Source organism: Microbacterium sp. TWP3-1-2b2 (assembly GCF_049896145.1).
Classification (GTDB): domain Bacteria; phylum Actinomycetota; class Actinomycetes; order Actinomycetales; family Microbacteriaceae; genus Microbacterium.
Genome location: NZ_JAFCTS010000001.1, coordinates 1,852,251 through 1,871,512, shown reverse-complemented (window position 1 = coordinate 1,871,512; position 19,262 = coordinate 1,852,251). Strand labels below are relative to the sequence as shown.

The 19,262-nt window shown below is 65.8% G+C and carries 18 protein-coding genes and 3 tRNA genes; 18 read left to right on the top strand and 3 right to left on the bottom strand.

From position 1 onward, the window contains the following. The first annotated feature begins 18 nt into the window (after positions 1-18). From rpoC to ACP7AR_RS09205, 3 genes are all read left to right on the top strand, one after another. The gene (gene rpoC / locus ACP7AR_RS09215) at positions 19-3,894 is read left to right on the top strand and encodes a DNA-directed RNA polymerase subunit beta' (RefSeq protein WP_426184961.1); all 3,876 of its coding nucleotides are present in this window, start codon (positions 19-21) and stop codon (positions 3,892-3,894) included. 259 nt (positions 3,895-4,153) lie between these two features. Then, positions 4,154-5,074: a carbohydrate kinase family protein gene (locus ACP7AR_RS09210; RefSeq protein ID WP_426184959.1), complete on the top strand. Its 921-nt coding sequence runs from the start codon at positions 4,154-4,156 to the stop codon at positions 5,072-5,074. A gap of 87 nt (positions 5,075-5,161) precedes the next feature. Next, positions 5,162-5,246 (top strand) — tRNA-Tyr (locus ACP7AR_RS09205). A gap of 16 nt (positions 5,247-5,262) precedes the next feature. Here the strand turns inward: ACP7AR_RS09205 and ACP7AR_RS09200 are convergent. Beyond that, positions 5,263-5,832, bottom strand: coding sequence for a helix-turn-helix domain-containing protein (locus ACP7AR_RS09200; protein WP_426184957.1), 570 nt, complete (start codon positions 5,830-5,832; stop codon positions 5,263-5,265). A 124-nt stretch (positions 5,833-5,956) separates the two neighbouring features. Here ACP7AR_RS09200 and ACP7AR_RS09195 point away from each other — a divergent pair, with 124 nt between their 5' ends. The 10 genes from ACP7AR_RS09195 (at position 5,957) to ACP7AR_RS09150 (ending at position 13,482) form a co-directional block, all read left to right on the top strand. Next, positions 5,957-6,670 carry an ABC transporter ATP-binding protein gene (locus tag ACP7AR_RS09195; protein ID WP_426184955.1) on the top strand — a complete coding sequence of 238 codons (714 nt, stop codon included), beginning with the start codon at positions 5,957-5,959 and terminating at the stop codon, positions 6,668-6,670. After that, positions 6,667-7,461, top strand: coding sequence for an ABC transporter permease (locus ACP7AR_RS09190; RefSeq protein ID WP_426184953.1), 795 nt, complete (start codon positions 6,667-6,669; stop codon positions 7,459-7,461). Before ACP7AR_RS09195 ends, ACP7AR_RS09190 begins: the two co-directional genes overlap by 4 nt. A gap of 90 nt (positions 7,462-7,551) precedes the next feature. Continuing rightward, entirely contained in the window at positions 7,552-8,430 is an 879-nt protein-coding gene (locus tag ACP7AR_RS09185) for a bile acid:sodium symporter family protein (protein WP_426184951.1), read from the top strand. A 9-nt stretch (positions 8,431-8,439) separates the two neighbouring features. Further along, the gene (locus ACP7AR_RS09180; protein WP_426184949.1) at positions 8,440-8,934 is read left to right on the top strand and encodes an FBP domain-containing protein; all 495 of its coding nucleotides are present in this window, start codon (positions 8,440-8,442) and stop codon (positions 8,932-8,934) included. Between the two features lie 49 nt (positions 8,935-8,983). Next, positions 8,984-9,781, top strand: a complete 798-nt coding sequence (locus tag ACP7AR_RS09175) for an enoyl-CoA hydratase/isomerase family protein (RefSeq protein WP_426184947.1) — start codon at positions 8,984-8,986, stop codon at positions 9,779-9,781. 95 nt (positions 9,782-9,876) lie between these two features. Further along, positions 9,877-11,112: a hypothetical protein gene (locus ACP7AR_RS09170; RefSeq protein WP_426184945.1), complete on the top strand. Its 1,236-nt coding sequence runs from the start codon at positions 9,877-9,879 to the stop codon at positions 11,110-11,112. Continuing rightward, the gene (locus ACP7AR_RS09165; RefSeq protein ID WP_426184943.1) at positions 11,109-11,903 is read left to right on the top strand and encodes an inositol monophosphatase family protein; all 795 of its coding nucleotides are present in this window, start codon (positions 11,109-11,111) and stop codon (positions 11,901-11,903) included. The genes ACP7AR_RS09170 and ACP7AR_RS09165 overlap by 4 nt, the downstream gene beginning before the upstream one ends. A gap of 136 nt (positions 11,904-12,039) precedes the next feature. After that, a complete protein-coding gene (locus tag ACP7AR_RS09160; RefSeq protein ID WP_426184941.1) occupies positions 12,040-13,236 on the top strand; it encodes a peptidoglycan DD-metalloendopeptidase family protein in 1,197 nt (398 codons plus the stop codon). 66 nt (positions 13,237-13,302) lie between these two features. Continuing rightward, positions 13,303-13,374 (top strand) — tRNA-Thr (locus tag ACP7AR_RS09155). A gap of 34 nt (positions 13,375-13,408) precedes the next feature. After that, positions 13,409-13,482: transfer RNA gene (locus tag ACP7AR_RS09150), tRNA-Met, on the top strand. Positions 13,483-13,556: 74 nt separating this feature from the next. Here ACP7AR_RS09150 and ACP7AR_RS09145 read toward each other — a convergent pair. Continuing rightward, positions 13,557-14,297 (bottom strand): hypothetical protein, encoded by a 741-nt coding sequence (locus tag ACP7AR_RS09145; RefSeq protein WP_426184939.1) that lies wholly within the window; start codon positions 14,295-14,297, stop codon positions 13,557-13,559. Between the two features lie 145 nt (positions 14,298-14,442). Between ACP7AR_RS09145 and ACP7AR_RS09140 the strand changes: the two genes are divergently transcribed. The 3 genes from ACP7AR_RS09140 to ACP7AR_RS09130 all read left to right on the top strand — a co-directional run bounded on the left by ACP7AR_RS09140 (position 14,443) and on the right by ACP7AR_RS09130 (position 16,508). Continuing rightward, a complete protein-coding gene (locus ACP7AR_RS09140) occupies positions 14,443-15,129 on the top strand; it encodes a phosphatase PAP2 family protein (protein WP_426184937.1) in 687 nt (228 codons plus the stop codon). Further along, complete coding sequence (locus tag ACP7AR_RS09135; RefSeq protein WP_426184935.1) at positions 15,126-15,938, top strand: DUF1206 domain-containing protein; 813 nt, start codon at positions 15,126-15,128, stop codon at positions 15,936-15,938. The genes ACP7AR_RS09140 and ACP7AR_RS09135 overlap by 4 nt, the downstream gene beginning before the upstream one ends. Before the next feature lie 126 nt (positions 15,939-16,064). Then, the gene (locus tag ACP7AR_RS09130; RefSeq protein ID WP_426184933.1) at positions 16,065-16,508 is read left to right on the top strand and encodes a carboxymuconolactone decarboxylase family protein; all 444 of its coding nucleotides are present in this window, start codon (positions 16,065-16,067) and stop codon (positions 16,506-16,508) included. A gap of 3 nt (positions 16,509-16,511) precedes the next feature. Here ACP7AR_RS09130 and ACP7AR_RS09125 read toward each other — a convergent pair whose 3' ends face one another. Next, complete coding sequence (locus ACP7AR_RS09125) at positions 16,512-17,129, bottom strand: TetR/AcrR family transcriptional regulator (protein ID WP_426184931.1); 618 nt, start codon at positions 17,127-17,129, stop codon at positions 16,512-16,514. 116 nt (positions 17,130-17,245) lie between these two features. Here ACP7AR_RS09125 and ACP7AR_RS09120 point away from each other — a divergent pair, with 116 nt between their 5' ends. Both ACP7AR_RS09120 and ACP7AR_RS09115 read left to right on the top strand, forming a co-directional pair. Further along, complete coding sequence (locus tag ACP7AR_RS09120) at positions 17,246-18,070, top strand: sugar phosphate isomerase/epimerase family protein (RefSeq protein ID WP_426184929.1); 825 nt, start codon at positions 17,246-17,248, stop codon at positions 18,068-18,070. Then, complete coding sequence (locus tag ACP7AR_RS09115; protein WP_426184927.1) at positions 18,067-19,197, top strand: Gfo/Idh/MocA family protein; 1,131 nt, start codon at positions 18,067-18,069, stop codon at positions 19,195-19,197. The genes ACP7AR_RS09120 and ACP7AR_RS09115 overlap by 4 nt, the downstream gene beginning before the upstream one ends. The last annotated feature ends 65 nt before the right edge of the window (positions 19,198-19,262 follow it).

The window sequence follows — 19,262 nt, the reverse complement described above, 5'->3', positions numbered from 1 at the left end:
TGAGACACAGGAGAACTAGTGCTCGAGTCAAACACTTTCGATGAGCTTCGCATCGGCCTGGCCACCGCCGACGACATCCGTGGTTGGTCATACGGTGAGGTCAAGAAGCCCGAAACCATCAACTACCGCACGCTCAAGCCCGAGAAGGACGGCCTCTTCGGAGAGCAGATCTTCGGACCGTCCCGCGACTGGGAGTGCGCCTGCGGTAAGTACAAGCGCGTCCGCTTCAAGGGCATCGTGTGCGAGCGTTGCGGCGTGGAGGTCACCAAGAGCTCCGTCCGTCGCGAGCGCATGGGCCACATCGAGCTCGCCGCGCCCGTCACCCACATCTGGTACTTCAAGGGCGTTCCGTCTCGCCTGGGGTACCTGCTGGACATGGCTCCGAAGGACCTTGAGAAGGTCATCTACTTCGCCGCCTACATGGTCATCTCGGTCGATGAGGATGCTCGTCACCGCGACCTCGCGACGCAGGAGAACAACATCCGCCTCGAGCTGAAGACGCTCGGGGACCGCCGCGACTCGAAGATCGCGGAGCGCCTCTCGCGTCTGGAAGAGGAACTCGCAGCCCTTGAGGCTGAGGGTGCCAAGGCCGACGCGAAGAAGAAGGTCAAGGACGCCGCTGAGAAGGAGATGTCTCTCCTTCGCAAGGGCCACGACGAGCAGATCGCCAAGCTCGAGCGCGTGTGGGAAGACTTCCGCACGCTTCAGGTCGGCGCTCTTCGCCCCGAGGATGACGTCTTCCACGAGCTGCAGGACCGCTTCGGTCAGTACTTCGAGGCCCACATGGGTGCGGAGTCGATCCAGCGTCGGCTGGCCGCCTTCGACCTGAAGGCGGAGGCAGAGAACCTGCACCTTCAGATCTCTGAGGGCAAGGGCCAGCGCAAGATCCGTGCGATCAAGCGTCTGAAGGTCGTCAACTCGTTCCTGGAGACCGGCATGAGCCCGGCATCCATGGTTCTCGACGTCGTCCCGGTCATCCCGCCGGAGCTGCGCCCGATGGTACAGCTCGACGGTGGTCGCTTCGCGACCTCCGACCTGAACGACCTGTACCGCCGCGTGATCAACCGCAACAACCGTCTTCGTCGTCTGATCGACCTCGGTGCCCCCGAGATCATCGTCAACAACGAGAAGCGCATGCTGCAGGAGGCCGTCGACGCACTGTTCGACAACGGCCGCCGCGGTCGTCCCGTCACCGGTACCGGCAACCGCGCCCTCAAGTCCCTCAGCGACATGCTGAAGGGCAAGCAGGGTCGTTTCCGCCAGAACCTGCTTGGAAAGCGCGTCGACTACTCCGGCCGTTCGGTCATCGTCGTCGGCCCGCAGCTGCAGCTGCACCAGTGCGGTCTGCCCAAGCAGATGGCTCTGGAGCTGTTCAAGCCGTTCGTGATCAAGCGTCTGATCGACCTTGGCCACTCGCAGAACATCAAGGCCGCGAAGCGTGCCGTCGAGCGCACCCGTCCCGAGGTCTGGGACGTGCTCGAGGAGATCATCCGCGAGCGTCCTGTGCTGCTGAACCGTGCGCCCACCCTGCACCGCCTCGGCATCCAGGCCTTCGAGCCTCAACTCGTCGAGGGTAAGGCCATCCAGCTTCACCCGCTGGTGTGTGCTGCGTTCAACGCCGACTTCGACGGTGACCAGATGGCTGTGCACCTGCCGCTGTCGGTCGAGGCTCAGGCCGAGGCCCGCGTGCTGATGCTCGCTTCGAACAACATCCTGAAGCCGTCTGACGGCCGTCCGGTCACCCTGCCTTCGCAGGACATGATCATCGGTCTCCACCACCTCACGGTGGTCAAGGCCGGCGCGAAGGGCGAGGGCCGTGCATTCGGTTCCGTCTCCGAGGCGATCCTCGCCAAGGACGAGGGCACGCTCGACCTGCAGGCGAAGGTCCGCATCCGCATCCACGGCCTGACGTTCCTCGAGGGCCAGGCGCCCGAGGGATACGAGCGCCACGGCCTCGTCGATGCTTCGCTGGGTCAGGCGATCTTCAACGCCACGCTCCCGAAGGGCTACCCCTTCGTGCGTGAGCCTGCCGACAAGGGCAAGCTGTCGCAGATCGTCAACAAGCTCGCTGAGGAGTACCCGAAGGTCGAGACGGCGGCGACGCTGGACCGCATCAAGGACGCCGGCTTCTACTGGGCCACTCGTTCGGGTGTCACCGTCGCGCTGAGCGACGTTCTCACACCGCCGAACAAGAAGGAGATCGTCGCCAAGCACGAGAAGCTTGCTGCGAAGGTCCAGTCCCAGTACGAGAAGGGTCTCACCACCGACGCCGAGCGTCGTCAGGAGCTCATCAAGATCTGGACCGAGGCAACCGACGAGGTTCAGGTCGCGATGCGCGAGAACTTCCCTGAGGACAACACCATCAACCGCATGGTGTCCTCCGGTGCTCGTGGTAACTGGCTGCAGATCCGCAACATCGCGGGTATGCGTGGTCTGGTGAACAACCCCAAGGGTGAGATCATCCCGCGTCCGATCATCTCCTCGTACCGCGAGGGTCTGTCGGTGGCGGAGTACTTCATCGCGACGCACGGTACTCGTAAGGGTCTGGCTGACACGGCTCTGCGTACCGCCGACTCGGGTTACCTGACCCGTCGTCTGGTGGATGTCTCGCAGGACGTCATCATCCGCGAAGAGGACTGCGGCACGTCGAAGGGCCTCGAGCTCCCGATCGCCGCTCCGAACTCGCAGGGTGAGCTCGTGCGCGATGCGAACGTCGAGAACTCGGTGTTCGCTCGCACGCTGGCCGCTGACGTGGTCGACAGCAAGGGCGAGGTCCTCGCCTCTGCAGGCGACGACGTCGGAGACGTCCTGATCGACAAGCTCGTCGAGCTCGGTGTCGACACCATCAAGGTGCGCTCCGTGCTGACCTGCGACTCGGCTGTCGGCGTCTGCGCGCAGTGCTACGGCCGTTCGCTCGCAACGGGTAAGACCGTCGACATCGGCGAGGCCGTCGGCATCATCGCCGCTCAGTCGATCGGTGAGCCCGGTACCCAGCTGACGATGCGTACGTTCCACACCGGTGGTTCGGCATCGGCGGACGACATCACCCAGGGTCTGCCCCGTGTGCAGGAACTCTTCGAGGCTCGTACGCCGAAGGGCGCATCGCCGATCGCAGAGGCCGATGGCCGCATCACGATCGACGAGACCGACAAGGCCAAGAAGGTCATCCTCACGCCCGACAACGGCGATGAGGAGGTCATCTACCCGGTGCTGAAGCGTGCGACGCTTCTCGTCGAGGACGGCCAGCACGTCACGGTCGGTCAGCCGATCCTGGTGGGCACGTTGGACCCCAAGGAGGTCATGCGTGTCATGGGTGCCCGTGAGGTGCAGCGTTACCTCGTCGGCGGCGTCCAGGGCGTCTACCGCTCGCAGGGTGTGCCGATCCACGACAAGCACATCGAAGTCATCGTCCGTCAGATGCTCCGCAAGGTCACCGTCGTCGATCACGCCGACACGACCCTGCTCCCGGGTGAGATGGTCGACCTCAAGCGCTACCAGGCGATCAACCGTGCGGCTGTCGCCGAGGGCAAGCGTCCCGCATCCGGTCGTTCGGAGCTGATGGGTATCACGAAGGCGTCGCTTGCGACCGAGTCGTGGCTGTCGGCTGCGTCGTTCCAGGAGACGACCCGCGTGCTCACCGAGGCTGCCATGCAGGGCAAGCGCGACCCGCTGGTCGGTCTCAAGGAGAACGTCATCATCGGTAAGCTCATCCCCGCTGGAACGGGCCTCGCGAAGTACCGCGACGTCACGGTCGAGGCGACTGAGGAAGCCAAGAGCGAGCGCTACCCGAACCGGATCTTCGCATCCGACGGCGCGTACGCTGAGGGCGACTTCGGTTATGTCGACTTCGACGCGTTCTCGACGGATGACGTGACGCCCGGTACTTACAACTGATTGAGGCGAGAGCCGAGCGAGCTTGCTCGTTCGGCCGAGCCGATTGAAGTTGTGGAGTGACGAAGTCGCGACACAACTGAGCGTTCTGATCCACTGAAGAAGGCCCCAGGGTTCGCCCTGGGGCCTTCTTTGTGCACCGGGGGCACATCCTTCGTCGGAAGAAGAGTTTCGGGGCTTCCCGCCGCTCGAGAGCCCCGAAAGTCTTCTTCCATCGGGCTGACCGCGTCGGCTGACGCCAGACCTAGGCCACAATTGCAGGATGCAGCAGAACACCCCGGGCGCCGTCGTGATCGGCGACGCGCTCATCGACGAGATCCATGACAACGGCGGCGTGCGCGAGCTGGTCGGGGGTGCGGCGCTGAACGTCGCCGTCGGGCTTCGCCGGCTCGGCGTGCCGACGACGCTCATCGCGATGGTCGGTGACGACGAGGCGGGCTCCCACATCCGTGAGTATCTCGCCGACCACGGCGTGCGTCTCATCACCAGCCACGCTCCGCTCGGCTCGTCGAGAGCGATCGTACAACGCGATCGGAACGGTGAGCCGACCTACGTCTTCAACGAGGCGGCTCAGCGGCGCAGCATCCGGTACGGCGACGAGGCGCGCCGGGCGCTCGCGGACGCCGATCTCGCGGTGATCAGCTGCTTCCCGTTGGACGTGCCTGCAGAGGTGGATGCTCTCGCCGACGCTCTCGCCGGCGTCAGGGTGGCGATCGACCCGAACCCGCGCGCCGGCATGCTCAGCGACCGCGACGAGTTCGTGCGCGGCTTCGAACGTCTTGTCGCGGGTGCCGCGATCGTGAAGGTCGGGGCGGACGACGCCGCGCTGCTCTACGACGGCGATCTCGATGCGCTGCGGGCGCGGCTGCGGGCGCTGGGGACCGACGCCGTACTGGCGACGGCGGGCAAGGACGGCGCGGCGCTCGAGACGGATGCCGGCATCCTGAGTGCTCCGATAGCTGACTTGCCGGGCCCCATCGTGGACACGGTCGGAGCAGGGGATGCCACGCTCTCAGCAGTCGCCGCAGGGCTCGTCGGAGGGCGACCGCAGACCGCGGATGACTGGCAGGAGTTGCTGGATCGCGCGATGGACGTCGCCGCCGCGACCTGCCGCGCTGAGGGCGGTCTGCTGCGGACGCCCGAGTCGCTCGAGGGCGGCGAACGCGGGGTCCGGGGGAGCTGACCTGCCGATTTCTTACACCCGCTTCTGGCGGGTATGCTTGATTCTCGCGCCCCCGGTTGGCTGTACAAGCTGGACGGGTGTGCACTTGGCGAGTTACCCAAGCGGCCAAAGGGATCTGACTGTAAATCAGACTGCATCGCATTCGGGGGTTCGAATCCCTCACTCGCCACCACAGAAAGCCCCTGACGTCAGGGGCTTTCGTCGTTCTCGAAGTGTTGCGACTGTTGGGGATCAGCGGCGTCAGGCACCAGCAAGGTCCCGAAACTGACGCGCCGTCGCCCGTCTCTTTCCGACGTGTACGGAGCGATCAGCTCGGAGAGACCGGTCTGGATCGTCGCGAGGGCCTGGGCATCGACATAGAGCGGTGTGCGCCCGAAGCCCACGAAGTCGCGCAGAGATCCGTCGTCGCTGTCGATGAATCGGTCGAAGTCGGCGGCGACGTCTCCCAGAAAGGTGAGGAACGCGCCGCGTATGTGTGCGTCGCTCATCGTGCGCAGCTCGGCCTGGTCGACGTGCGCCATCCGTTCGCCGAGTGCGAGAGTGCGCTCGACAGCGCCGCGCACGCGTCTTTCGTCGACGACTTTGAGGACGCCGGCCTCGACGAGCACCGCGACGTGTCGATACAGGGTCGCCTGTGTGATGTCGGGAAGCGTTGCGCGTAGCTGTGCCGTGGTGAGGCTGCGTCCGCCGAGTTGTTGGACGACGCGCAGCCGCACGGGGTGGAGCACGACATCAGCGATTGATGACTCTTCGGGCATGAGGGAACTCCTGATTGTTATCACCGTGATAATGTTCTCAGTGTTGATTCATTCTAACGAAGCAGGAGGTGCGGATCATGGCTCGATCGGGCTGCGCACGGACGATTGATGCAGGAGGGCGGCGATGAACGCGGTCATGGAAGTGGCGGGGCTCCGCAAGCGCTTCGGCGCGGTGGATGCCGTCCGTGATGTGACGTTCGCTGCGCGAGCTGGTCGGGTGACTGGCTTTCTCGGCCCGAACGGAGCGGGGAAATCGACCACGCTGCGAATGCTCCTCGGGCTGGTTCGGCCCGATTCGGGCTCGGCGCTCATCAACGGAAGAAGCTATCGCGATCTGGCATCGCCGACGCGCACCGTCGGCGCCGTGCTCGACATCGCCTCCGCGCATCCGCGTATGACGGCTCGTGCTCACCTGCGTACGTACTGCGCGCTCGGTGGCCTGCCGAACGGGCGAGTCGAGGCCGTGCTCTCGATCGTCGAAGCGAGCGAATTCGCCGATCGTCGCATCGGAACGTTCTCGACCGGGATGCGGCAGCGGCTGTCCCTGGCGACAGCGCTTCTCGGTGATCCCGAGATCCTCGTCCTCGACGAACCGTCCAACGGCCTCGATCCGGCCGGCATCGCGTGGATGCGTGGCTTCCTGCGCGCGTTCGCGGCCGGCGGCGGAACCGTCCTCCTCTCCAGTCACGTGCTCAGCGAGGTCGAGCACAGCGTCGACGATGTGATCGTGATCGACCGAGGACAGATCTCGTGGGCGGGGGAGCTCTCTGAACTGCTCGCCTCGAGTTCTTCCCTGGAAGACGCCTTTCTCCACGCCATTCAAGGAGCACACTCATGAACGCAATCCGTGGCGAAGTCGTCAGGCTGTTCTCCACCCGGCTTCCGCTCTGGTCGTTCCTCGTGGCGATCGGATGCGGAGGAATCCTGACGGCGGTCATCGCTCTCATCGGGCCGGAGAACGCGAACCCTCCGATGCCGGGACTCGACACCCCAGAGGGAGCGGGCGTGGCCGTAGGACTCAGTGCCATGCTGCTGTTCGTCCCGGCACTCATCGGCACCGTCGCGATCACGAGTGAGTATCGGCACCGCACCATCGGGGCCACATTCCTCGCCGTCCCACGGCGCGGTCGGGTCCTCGTCGCGAAGCTGGGCGTCTACACGCTCTTCGGCCTGTTGTACGGTCTGGTCGCGGCGGGGTCCGCGGGCATCGCCCTGGTACTGGCGGCGGCTGTGCGCGACGTGCAGCTCGGCATCACGACAGGTCAACTCGTCACGATGCTCGCGCAGCTGGCGCTGGCATCGACGGTCTACATGGTGCTGGGCGTCGCCATAGGAGCGCTCGCGCGGAACCAGCTCGTTGCCGTAGGAATCGTGCTGGGCTACTTCTACTTCCTGGAGAACGTCCTCATGCTCGTGCCGGGCGTCAACGTGATCTATCCGCTTCTGCCCGGGGGAGCGACGGCGTCGCTGACTCGCTTCACGTTCCTCACTGACGCAGTCGCCGAGCAGACGTCGCTGGCGAGTGCACCTTTGCTGCCGCCCCTGGTCGGTGTCCTCATCCTGCTGGGGTACACGCTCGTGGCCGCAGTCGTCGCAGTGGCGGCACCGCTTCGGCGTGATCTGACGTGAGGGTCGCGGGCCGGATCGCACGGATCCGGCCCGCGAGACTTTGTCCGCATGGAGTGACACTGAACACCGATAGCCGCCATACTGAGTCCCATGGGATCAGCGTTGACCACCATCGGACTGCCGGTTGCCCTCGGCATCATCATGCTGGGCCTCGGGCTCAGCCTCACCATCGGGGACTTCGCACGCGTGCTGAAGCAGCCCAAGGCCGTGCTCACCGCACTGGTGTGCCAGCTGCTCATCCTGCCCGCGATCTGCTTCGGACTCGTGCTGCTGTTCCAGCTCCCACCGGTGCTCGCGGTGGGAATGATGATGCTTGCCGCATCGCCAGGCGGTACCACGGCGAATCTCTACAGCCACCTGTTCCGAGGCGACATCGCACTGAACATCTCCCTGACCGCGGTGAACTCGGTGATCGCCGTGATCACGCTCCCCATGATCACGAACTTCGCGATCATGTACTTCCAGCCGTTCGATGATCAGCTGGGGCTCCAGTGGGCGAAGGCCCTCGAGGTGTTCGCGATCGTGCTGCTCCCGGTGGCCCTCGGAATGCTCATCCGGCGCTTCTGGCCGAAGTTCGCCGACGGCATGGATCGCCCGGTGCGCATCGCGAGCGTCGTCATCCTCATCGTCGTCATCGCAGGAGCCGTCGCATCCAACTGGAATCTCCTGGTCGACAACTTCGCAGGGCTCGCTCTGATCACGATCCTCTTCTGCCTGATCAGCCTCGCGGTCGGGTATGTGGTTCCGCGGCTGCTGAAGGTCGGACGACGTCAGGCGATCGCGGCGTCGTTCGAGATCGGCATCCACAACGCGACCCTGGCGATCGTCATCGCGCAGACCGTCCTCGGTTCGGTGGAATTGAGTCTGCCTGCCGCGGTCTACGGAGTGCTGATGTTCTTCATCGCCTTCGGATTCGGTTTCCTCATCCGCGAGCGTGAGCCGAGCGCCGAAGCCCTGAGGCTTTCCTAGACTGGAGCGATGCGAGCGCTCACCGAATCCGATGTCCGGGCGTCGTTCGTCAATGCCTCGCCGGAGGAACTGCGGCTGATGGAGATGCCGCACGACTTCCTGCTCGTCGACTGGGACTTCCATGATTTCCTCGCCTGGCGCGATCCGGCGTCAAGCAAGCGCGGGTGCGTCCTTGTCGAAATCGACAAGCGATTGGTCGGCATCGTGCTGCGAGCCACCGACCCCGGCCGAGGTCGCGCCGGCATGTGCAACATCTGCCACACGATGCAGCCGGGAAATCAGGTCGCCTTGTTCTCTGCTCGCAGAGCGGGGGATGCCGGACGCCGAGGCGACAGCGTCGGCACGTACATGTGCACCGACCTCTCGTGCCACGAGAACGTGCGGCTCGCGCATCCGCTCGCCCCGAACGAGATCCGCGTCCCCGGCCAGATCGACATGCGCCTCGACGGCACACGGCGGCGTATGGAGGGTTTCGCCAACAGAGTTCTGGACGACGCCGGCTGACAGCTACGCTGAGCGCGATTGTTTCACCCTGTGCTTCGAAGGAGTTGCCATGAGCGATGCCATCCTGTTCTCGGTCGACGAAGGATTGGCGAGGCTGACGCTGAACCGTCCGACGCGGCTCAATGCGTTCAACGCCGACCTCGCTCGAGCGTGGCGCGAGGTCACGATCGAGGCTGTCTCACGGGATGACGTCAAGGCGATCCTGTTGGATGCCTCAGGTCCTGCCTTCTGCGCTGGCGGCGACGTGCTCGACATGGCGACCACGATGGGCGCGGGGTCCGACATCGCCGACCTCGCCGGAGTGATCAACGCCGGCATCCGCGCCCTCACCGAATCCGCCGTCCCTGTCGTCGCCGCAGCCCATGGCACGACGGCAGGCGGAGGCCTCGGCATCCTGCTCTGCTCCGACTACGCCGTCGTCGGTGGACGATCCAAGATCGGCAGCCTCTACGCGAACATCGGCCTCACTCCCGACCTGTCGGTGTCAGCGCAGCTCGCCGCAGCGGTCGGCCAACGACGTGCCCTGCAACTGGTGCTGCAGGACCGCCTGCTGACGGCCGAAGAGGCGCAGGAATGGGGGCTGGTCGCCGAGGTGGTCAGTGGCACGGATGCCGCGGACGAGGCCGACCGTGTGCGCGAGCGCGCCGAGGAGATCGCCCGCTTCTGGCTCTCCGGCGCCGCCGATGCGTACGGGCAGGCGAAGCGACTGGTCCGTTCGCGCCCGGAGCGCTCGTTCGTCGAGCAGCTCGATGAAGAGGCTCGCTCCATCGGAGCGGCGTTCGACACCCCGGATGCCAAGGCTCGCGTTGCGGGGTTCGCCGCAGCATCCGCGAAGAAACCGCGCTGAGCCCGCACGCGACTTACGCACAGACCGACGCCGGCTCTGCACGCGCGGCGAGCGGCGTGGCAGGATGAGAGCAATCGGCCGAAGAGGGGAACGCCATGTCAGAGGTCAGCACGGAAACCAAGGGGAAGGCTGATGCCTCCCTGTTGATCAGAGGGGCGATCTGGATCGCCATCGGTGCGCTGATCGCGGCGGCACTCGTCTGCGTGGTGTGGGTGCTGATCGGTGATCAGGACGGCATCATCGGCCGCGCGTTCCTGACGATCCTGCTGCTGGCGGCATTCGCCGGCATCGCGATCCTCGAGGCAGGACTCGCCCCGAAGCGGCCCGACTGGCTGGCACTGGCCAGCATGATCACCTGGATCGTCGCGCTCCTGGTCGGCGCCATCAAGATCTGGCTGCCGGAAGAGCCGGGGGAGTACGCCGGCGGCATCGCACGCTTCTTCATGCTGCTGCTCGTCATCGGCGTTCTCCAGCTCGCCCTGCTGCACGTGCGTTTGTTCACCCCGGCCGCGAAGCGCTACGTCACCACCTTCACCACGGTCATCTACTACGTGACGATCGCCGTTCTCGTACTGCTGGTCGCGATGCTCGTGATCTACCTCACGCTTCCCGACACGTTCCACTACGGCGACCTCTACTGGCGCATCGTCGTCGCGCTCGCGATCCTCGCGGCGGTCGGCACGACGCTCATCCCGCTGCTGAACGCGCTCTTCGCGCCGAAGAAGCCACGATCAGCAGCCACCGGGTACGCACCTCAGGCTTATTCCTCTGGTCCTGCCATCGGTGCACCAGGTCAGCAGCCCGTCCAGCAGCAGTGGCCGACATATGCCGACGGCGTCACGCCGCTGCCGGTGATGTCGGATGGCTCGCCGGATTGGAACGCCTACTACACCGGGTTCCCGACCACTCAGCAGCAGGGGCAGTACCCCGGACAGCACCAGCTCTCGGCTCCGCAGCAGTTCCCGGAACCGAACCAGTACCCTGCGCAGGCGGCACCGTTCCCGACGCCCGAATCGGCGCCAGCGGCGCCTGAGGCCCCCGAGCAGATCTATCCGCCGTCGCCTTCGCAGCAGGGCTTCGTCTCGTCTCCTGACGCGCCGATCGGGCCGGACGGGCTGCCGGTTCCGCCCGCAGGAGCGCCGGCTGCACCCGACGGCATCGCCGGCGACACGTCGGTTCTCACCGTGCCCTCGGCGCCGGACGCGCAACCGGCTTCCGATGTACCTCCGACGCCCGACGCGCCTCCGATGCCCGACCTGCCGCCGACGCCGAACGTGCCACCGGCAGCTCCCGGTGCGTTCCCGCCGCCTCCCCCCGCGCCGCCGCAGTGACCGCGGCGCTGAGCCTGCAAGAGCTCGCAGCCGATATCGCTCGCGAGGCAGGAGAGCTCGCGCGCCTTCGACGTGCCGAAGGCGTCTCGCTCGCCGCCACGAAGTCGACGATCGCCGACATCGTCACAGAGGCGGACCGCGAGGTCGAAGCGTTGATCCGAGCACGGCTGAGCGCCGAGCGCCCCGGAGACGGGTTCCTGGGTGAGGAGTCCGGCGGCGGCGACGGCACGACAGGGGTCACGTGGGTCGTCGATCCGATCGACGGCACGGTGAACTACGCATACGGCCTCCCCGCATACAGCGTGAGCGTCGCGGCTGTGGAAGGCGGTGCAGATCCGAACACCTGGCGCCCGCTCGCCGCTGCCGTGTATGCGCCGGTGCTGCGGGAGCTCTTCACCGCCGGACGCGGCGAGGGAGCATGGCGCGACGGCATGCGGCTCGCGGTCACCGCCGAGACTCCGGCGGGGGCACTGCTGGCGACCGGATTCGGTTACGACCCGGCGACGCATGACGGTGACCTGCTGACGGTGCGGCAGATCATGCCGCTCGCGCGCGACCTGCGCCGGATCGGGTCGGCAGCGCTGGATCTCAGCTATGTCGCAGCCGGGCGCCTGGACGGGTACTTCGAACGGGGGTTGAAGCCCTGGGACTTCGCCGCAGGTGCGCTCCTGGTCGCAGAAGCAGGTGGCGTCGTGACCCGTCTCGACACGGCATCCGATCGTCCGATGCTGGTCGCTGCCGGCGCCGCTCTGCACGCACGGCTTTCCGGTATCCTCGACAAGGACATTTGAGGATCCGTACATGGCATTCTCAGCGCCAGCACGGTAGTGTTTACCCGATCGTTACCTTTGGTGCCCGAACATCGAAGGTCCTAAGCCCCCCAGCGTGACGAATCCCGAGAGAACCGTTTTGCCCTTTGACACCTCTATGGCTGAACCTGCGCCCTCGCGCCGTTCCAGCCGTCGTCAGACCGCGGATTCCGTGACCCTGGCGGGTGTTCGAGAGACGTCTCCTACTGAGGTCATCGTGCCGATGCTCTCGCGCCGCGCAGCTCGCGAGCGTCAGCGCGCCGAGTCGAGCGGGACGCCGGTCGTCGCATCCGAGCGCGTCGACGAAGTGCCCGAGAGCGTTGACGAGGTCGTGCACGACGGGCCAGTGGTCGTCGAGCTGACCGCAGAGGCCGAGGTCGGGCGAGAGCCGGTCGTCGAGATCGTCGCTGAGCAGGCAGAGGATGCCGAGAGTGTCGAGGATGCGTTCATCGCAGCATCCCGTGCCTTCCGTGCCGTGACCGGGGGGCTGCCGGTCGTCTCCTCCGACACCGACCCTGCAGCGCGTGCGCTTCCGACCGAGGCGACTGCCGTGCATGTCGCACCGCGCAAGCCACGTTCGCGTCGCAAGGTTCTCGCGGCCGGTGCCACGGTCGGCATCATGGGGATCGCCGGTCTGCTCGCTGTGTCGATGACGCTTCCCGCCGAGGCTGTCGCCGCCGCTCAGGGACTCCCGGCGAAGTCGACGACGTCGCTCGTCGCTGCGTCAGCGGGTGCGGCATCCGAGGTCTCCGACGATGAGATTCAGGCGTACGTCGCGTCGTCAGGTCTGCAGAACGACGCGATCGAACGCACCGACGACTACTCCACGCTCTCGCTTGTCGACCGTGCAGCTGAGCAGGGCATCAACTACTCGGATTCGCTGTACACGAACGACCCGGCAGCTGCCATCCAGTGGCCGTTCGTGGTCGGCGTTGGCATGACCTACGGATACGGCATGCGCAGCGGACGCCTTCACGAGGGTCTTGATCTCGTTCCGGGCGCAGGCGCCCCCGTGCAGTCGATCGCGGACGGCACGGTGCGCATCGCGACGGAGTCCGGCGGCAACTACGGCGTCACGGTCTACATCGATCACATCGTCGACGGCGAGCTCATCACGAGCCACTATTCGCACATGCAGTACGGCTCTCTGCGGGTCGCGGCGGGCGACAAGGTCAAGGTCGGCGACATCATCGGAAAGGTCGGAAACACCGGCCGCTCCTACGGTGCGCACATGCATTTCGAGCTCATCGTGAACGGCTCGACCATCGACCCGCTCCCGTGGTTGCAGGAGAACGCGGGACGGGACTCGTACTGACCGCCTCGGTTTTTGAGAACGCCGAAGAAATGGTATTCTCGTGTGGTTGCCTTCACGGGTGACAACGCCCCGATAGCTCAGTGGTAGAGCACTTCCATGGTAAGGAAGGGGTCGTCAGTTCAATCCTGACTCGGGGCTCGCAGCATTCGCTTTCGCGAGTTGGATGCCGTGCGGCAGGGTAGCTCAGTTGGTGAGAGCGCACGACTCATAATCGTGAGGTCGCGGGTTCAAGCCCCGCTCCTGCTACAGATGAAAACCCCCGGGAGATCGGGGGTTTTTTCGTATCCACCGGCGCATGCGGCTCGGGACCGCATCGTTCATCAGCCACGGGAAGCGGCCTTGGTGGTCGGTGGAACGACCCCTGCTGCCAACGGATCGAATTCCGCGCCTCCGATCATGAAGATCCCGCGTTGCGGCATCCAGAAGTCACCGAGTCTGGTCTGGCGAGGCAATGGTTCGATCGCCCCGAGGTCCTCGCCGCGGACGGACGCCTGCGACGTGTCGACGATCCACATTCGTCGGGGGCTGGCTTTGAACAGCTGTTCGTTCGGAGTCTTCCCCGTCATGCCGATGCGACCGGCCCGGAGAGACGGCCCGGCGACTGCGCCGAGCGCGGAGAGGAACCGTTCGCTCTGCCAGGAACGAGCAGGCAGTGAACTGGCGACTCGCGACATGATCCGCGTCATAGGCGTGGCGGCGAGCGTGACCGACCAGCGGAGATCGACCTCGTCGTCGATGTTCACGGTGAAGGTGCGCTCGCCCGTCCACTCGACCTCGATCCTGTGAACGGAGGTGGACTCGAGCGCCGCCCCGAAGTAGCGGGGGCAGGAGACGGTCGCATCGACGGTGGTGTAGATCGTCCAGACATCCGCAGGTGTGCGCAACCAGACCGATGTATACCCGGGGCCGATCGACGTGACGGGGAACCGGCGGAGCCCCAGCACGTAGCCGGAACTGAACGGCAGGCTCATGAGTGCATACCCGGCGAAGCGTTCCGTCGCGCCGGGCGCGAGCGCGGAGCGAGCCTCCGCTTCGGCCACGAGATCTCGAACACTGTCCATAGTGTCCTCCATCTCGCACGATACTCGCCCGAGCGGCCGGATGGGAGGTCGTTTCAGCTGCAAAGCCGTACACGAAACGGCTGCTGAAGAATAGTCTTATCCGTGCAGCGCAAAGGCGCGATCTCTGGGGAGGATGGGCACTGGCATGAGCAACACGATCGTCCCGACTTCGCGGCGCCGTCTTGTCGCTCTCGTCGTGGGCGCTGCCGCTGCCATCGCGTTCATCGCCCTCCGGCTCATCGTGGCGGCGGGAGAGCATGAGCCGCTGGCAGTCGACATCTGGTGGCACGATCTGATGGTCGCGGATCGCAGCGACGTGTGGATCGCCGTTGCGTGGGTGCCTGCGATCGTCGGCGGCACGATCGGAATGATCGTCGTGGGTGCCGTGCTGATCGCGTGTTTCCTGTGGCGCGGACGCCGTGCGGATGCCGTGACGCTGGCGGTCTCGATGATCATCGTCGTCGCGATCGGGGCGACCATGGCTGCCGTGCTCGGACGCACCCGTCCAGAGGATTCGCTCGCGGAGAGCATGGCGACCTCCTTCCCCTCAGGGCACACCGCCGTCGCGACCACTGTGGCGGTGGTCCTCGGGCTCCTGCTCCGACGCTCGTACGTGTGGATCCTCGGCGCGGTATGGGTTCTCACGATGATGTGGAGTCGTACGTATCTCCATGCCCACTGGCTCAGCGACGTGGTCGCCGGGATGCTCGAAGGCATCGCCGTCGCCACGTTGGTCTGGGTCGCCATCGAAGCCGCGCGCGATCGTCACGCCGCCCGCGCAGTCGGCGCATCCTCCAATGAACAACCGAGCGAAAGCGTCACGAACTCATGAACCCCAACACCTCAGCCGCCTCCGCAGCCAGCGCGGCGCAGGACTCGACCGTCTTCCGGGTCCTCGCCCGCATCGGGTATGTGGTGCTCGGCATCCTTCATCTCCTGATCGGAGCGATCGCGATCTCGATCGCCACTGGTGGAGGAGGCGGAGACGCCGATCAGGGAGGTGCGATGCAGCAGATCCAGAAGTCACCGGCAGGCGTCGTGATGCTGTGGGTGATCGTGCTCGGCCTGTTCGCGCTCGCGATCTGGCAGGTTGCCGAAGCCGTGATCGAGCGTGACCCCGATACGAAGAAGAAGTGGGGACATCGGGTCAAGTTCGTCGGCACCGCGTTCGCCTATCTCGCGATCGCCGGCACCGCCCTCACCTACGCCCTTGGTGGGCAGTCCCAGTCATCTCAGTCCTCGCAGTCGCTCAGTGCGCGGCTGCTGGCAGTGCCGGCGGGCGTCGTGCTGCTCGTCCTGCTCGGTCTCATCGTGGCGGCTATCGGTATCGCTTTCATCGTGCGCGGCGTCACTCGAGCATTCAAGAAGCACCTCGACCTTCCCTCAGGTGCGACGCGATCGGGCATCGTCACCTTCGGCGTCGTCGGGTACATCGCCAAGGGCATCGCCGTCGCGGTAGCAGGTGTCCTCTTCGTGATCGCTGCACTCACACATGACCCCGAGACTGCGGGTGGGCTGGATTCTGCGCTGCGTGCGCTGGCGGGCCTGCCGTTCGGCACCATCATCTTGTGGACCGTGGGCGCCGGACTCGTGATCTACGGTCTGTTCTGCTTCGCGCGCGCCCGGTACGCGCGGATGTGATTCGCGGAAACCCTCCGAGAAGTCGGGCGGCCACCTGACATTCCACCGCGCCGCGTCGTCGGGTCAGGAGAGACACACGCAAGGAGCGCGTGGAACACTGCGCTGCGCGCAACCCGGAAGAAGGCGATGGACAAGACAACGGTGAACCTCAGCAAGACGAACTCGGCCGCATACCGTCACGTGCTCGAACTGGATGGGCAGGTGGCGGAAGCCCTGGCTGCCGCAGGCGTCGATGGGAAGCTGGTCGAGTTGGTGAAGCTGCGCGTCTCGCAGCTGAACGGGTGCGCCTACTGTCTGCGCATGCACACACGCGACGCGATCAAGAAGGGCGAGTCCGCGGACCGGCTCGCCGTCGTCACCGCATGGTGGGAGTCTCAGTACTTCACCGCCCAAGAACGGGCCGCGCTCGGCCTTGCGGAGGAGGTCACGAAGATGGTCGTGCCAGAGCGTGCGGACTGGGACGACGGGTCTCTCACTCCCGAGCAGATCTCAGCGATCAGCTGGCTTGCGATCGTGACGGGCGTATGGAATCGCGTCGCGGTGCGCAGTCACTACCCGGTCGCGCCCTGACGGTCAGCGCAGTGATGTGCCGGGCGCGCCTGGCTGCAGCAACGTCGCGATGGACCTCAGCGTTCCCTCCAACTCGACCGAAGGATTCAGCAGCCACTGGATCTGAAGGCCGTCGGATGCCGCGATGACGAGTGCTGCGAGATGCTCAGCAGGCACGTCGTCACGGATGCGACCGTCCTGTTGCTGTGCGCGGAAGCTGGTCGTCAACTCGGCGCGCAGCCGCTCGAATCTCGCGGAGAAGTAGTCGCGACTGACTTCGCTGCTGCTCTCCAGCGCCGCCGCGACGAGCGTCGAGTACAGCTGCACGAGCCCGGGAACCTCGACGTTCGCGATCGCCGCGTCGACCATCCGTTCGACTCCCGGGGAACTGTCGAGAGCGCCGGTCGCGGCGCGCGTCGCCTCGGCGTGCGCGTAGACGGCCACGAGCAACTGCTCCCGCGAATCGAAGTAGTGCAGCAACGCGGCATGGGAGACCCCGATGGCCTCGGCGATGCGCCGCAGCGAGGTGCCGTCAGCACCGCGCTCTCTGAAGACTTCGATGGCGCGGTCCAGGATCTCCTGCCGCCGCGCGACGCCCTTGGCGTGGGCACCGCGGCGTCCGATCACCGGCTCTGAGTCCATATCTCACAACATATCCGAGAGTCGACGAGATTAACCTCCATGTGGAGGTTTTGTGATAATCTCGTCGCATCCGCGCCTCACGGACCCCCTCCACAACGACGTACGAAGGAAGACCCATGGCTTTGCCTCTTGCCTCAGTGCAGCTGTATTCGCTCGCGAGCGAGTTCTCGACCGACATGCACGGGTCGCTCGAACGACTTGCCGCGATCGGGTTCACGACAGTGGAGGCATTCGACTTCGTCGGGCGCCCGGCCGAGATCCGCGCGGCCTTCGACGCCACCGGCATCGCGGCCTCCACCGGGCACGCCCCGCTGCTCTCCGATGAGCTGTGGACTCCGGACGGCGCGATCCCCACGCCCAAGCCCGAGATCGTTTTCGAGGCAGCAGCGGCCATCGGCATGACGACCGTGTTCGATCCCTTCGTCGCACCGGAGCGGTGGCTCACCGAGGATGGCGTCGCCGACATCGCAGACCGGCTGAACCGCGCTGCAGACGTCGCCGCGACCTTCGGCCTGTCGGTCGGCTATCACAACCACGCGCAGGAGTTCGTCGCGTCGTTCGGCGATCAGACCGCGTACGAGCGCTTCATCGAGCTCACCGACGAGCGGGTGCAGATCGAACTCGACCTGTTCTGGGCACAGACCGGCGGGCAGGACGTCACGGCGCTGACGGCACGCCTCGGCGATCGGCTCACGGCCGTCCACGTCAAGGACGGCATCATCCCCGCCGTGAACCCGTGGGGACCGGAAGGCGCGTCGTTCTCCTCGGACAGCCTCGACCAGCGGCATCCGGGAACAGGCGACGTACCGCTCGCCGACGCGCTGCGCGCGAACGACAACATCAAGTACGCCGTGATCGAATACGACCACGCGCCGGGCGACGTCTTCGAAGACATCGCGGCCGGCTTCACCTTCCTTCAGGGCGGCGGGTTCGTCGCATGAGCGCGCCCCTGGGCGTCGGCATCATCGGCACGGGCGTCATCAGCCAGACGTATCTCGAAAACCTCACCTCCTTCCCCGACGTGCGCGTCGTCGCCGTCGGCGACCTGATCCCGGAGCGCGCTCGAGCGAAGGCAGAGGAACATGGCGTGCCCTCCTGGGGAGACGCGGATGCTGTGCTGTCGAACCCCGACGTCGATCTCGTCGTGAACCTCACGATTCCCGCCACGCACATCGAGATATCCTCGCGCGCCGTCGCCGCGGGCAAGCATGTGTGGACGGAGAAGCCGATCGGGATGGACCGCGAGAGCACGAAGGAACTGCTTCGTGCTGCGGACGCTGCCGGTGTGCGCATCGGGTCAGCACCCGACACGATCCTCGGACCGGGCTTCCAGACTGCCAAACGTGCGATCGCCGAAGGCATCATCGGAACTCCTCAGTTCGTGCATACCGCGTTCCAGACCCAGGGCCCTGACCTGTGGCATCCGGAACCCGCCTTCCTGTTCGCGGCCGGAGCCGGCCCGCTCCTCGACATGGGCCCGTACTATTTCTCGGCTCTCGTCAGCCTGCTCGGTCCGATCGCCGGTGTCGCCGCGCGCGGTTCGCGATGGCGCACCGAGCGGCAGATCCACACCGGTCCTCGTGCAGGGGAGAGCTTCTCCGTCGAGGTCCCGTCGACAGTGCAGGTGCTCTCGACCTTCGAAGGCGGTCAGCAGGGAACGCATCTGCTGAGCTTCGACTCGGCGCTCGAGCGTCACGGGGTCATCGAGATCCACGGCAGTGAGGGCACTCTGGTGATGCCGGATCCGAACACCTTCTCGGGCCGGACCGCCTACGTCAAACCTCTCGGAGTGCTGCGCGACGGCATGTCGACGGTGCAGGAGTGGATCGACGTCGAGCAGCAGGGCACCGTCGTCGGGCGAGGTCTCGGCGTGCTCGACATGGCGCGCGCCATTGCCGCCGATCGTCCGCACATCGCCACGGGCGAGCTCGGCTATCACGTGCTCGACGTGCTGCTGTCGGCGCAGGACTCAGCGGCGACCGGCCAGTATCTCGAGATCGAGAGCACAGTCGGTGCGGTTCCGGTGATGCCGGCGGACTTCGATCCGTTCGCGGTGACGCTGGGCTAGTCGCCTCGACGGTCACGTCGCCGGCCTCATGTCAATGGGGCTGTCGAAATCCGCGGCGGCGGCGA

What these genes read in the sequence shown, in the direction of transcription:
- ACP7AR_RS09140 (WP_426184937.1), top strand. Translation starts at nt 14,443, where the DNA reads ATGAGCAACACGATCGTCCCGACTTCGCGGCGCCGTCTTGTCGCTCTC.
- ACP7AR_RS09125 (WP_426184931.1), bottom strand. Translation starts at nt 17,129, where the DNA reads ATGGACTCAGAGCCGGTGATCGGACGCCGCGGTGCCCACGCCAAGGGC.
- ACP7AR_RS09170 (WP_426184945.1), top strand. Translation starts at nt 9,877, where the DNA reads ATGTCAGAGGTCAGCACGGAAACCAAGGGGAAGGCTGATGCCTCCCTG.
- ACP7AR_RS09130 (WP_426184933.1), top strand. Translation starts at nt 16,065, where the DNA reads ATGGACAAGACAACGGTGAACCTCAGCAAGACGAACTCGGCCGCATAC.
- ACP7AR_RS09185 (WP_426184951.1), top strand. Translation starts at nt 7,552, where the DNA reads ATGGGATCAGCGTTGACCACCATCGGACTGCCGGTTGCCCTCGGCATC.
- ACP7AR_RS09145 (WP_426184939.1), bottom strand. Translation starts at nt 14,297, where the DNA reads ATGGACAGTGTTCGAGATCTCGTGGCCGAAGCGGAGGCTCGCTCCGCG.
- ACP7AR_RS09135 (WP_426184935.1), top strand. Translation starts at nt 15,126, where the DNA reads ATGAACCCCAACACCTCAGCCGCCTCCGCAGCCAGCGCGGCGCAGGAC.
- ACP7AR_RS09120 (WP_426184929.1), top strand. Translation starts at nt 17,246, where the DNA reads ATGGCTTTGCCTCTTGCCTCAGTGCAGCTGTATTCGCTCGCGAGCGAG.
- ACP7AR_RS09180 (WP_426184949.1), top strand. Translation starts at nt 8,440, where the DNA reads ATGCGAGCGCTCACCGAATCCGATGTCCGGGCGTCGTTCGTCAATGCC.
- ACP7AR_RS09210 (WP_426184959.1), top strand. Translation starts at nt 4,154, where the DNA reads ATGCAGCAGAACACCCCGGGCGCCGTCGTGATCGGCGACGCGCTCATC.
- ACP7AR_RS09190 (WP_426184953.1), top strand. Translation starts at nt 6,667, where the DNA reads ATGAACGCAATCCGTGGCGAAGTCGTCAGGCTGTTCTCCACCCGGCTT.
- ACP7AR_RS09200 (WP_426184957.1), bottom strand. Translation starts at nt 5,832, where the DNA reads ATGCCCGAAGAGTCATCAATCGCTGATGTCGTGCTCCACCCCGTGCGG.
- ACP7AR_RS09175 (WP_426184947.1), top strand. Translation starts at nt 8,984, where the DNA reads ATGAGCGATGCCATCCTGTTCTCGGTCGACGAAGGATTGGCGAGGCTG.
- ACP7AR_RS09195 (WP_426184955.1), top strand. Translation starts at nt 5,957, where the DNA reads ATGAACGCGGTCATGGAAGTGGCGGGGCTCCGCAAGCGCTTCGGCGCG.
- ACP7AR_RS09160 (WP_426184941.1), top strand. Translation starts at nt 12,040, where the DNA reads ATGGCTGAACCTGCGCCCTCGCGCCGTTCCAGCCGTCGTCAGACCGCG.
- ACP7AR_RS09115 (WP_426184927.1), top strand. Translation starts at nt 18,067, where the DNA reads ATGAGCGCGCCCCTGGGCGTCGGCATCATCGGCACGGGCGTCATCAGC.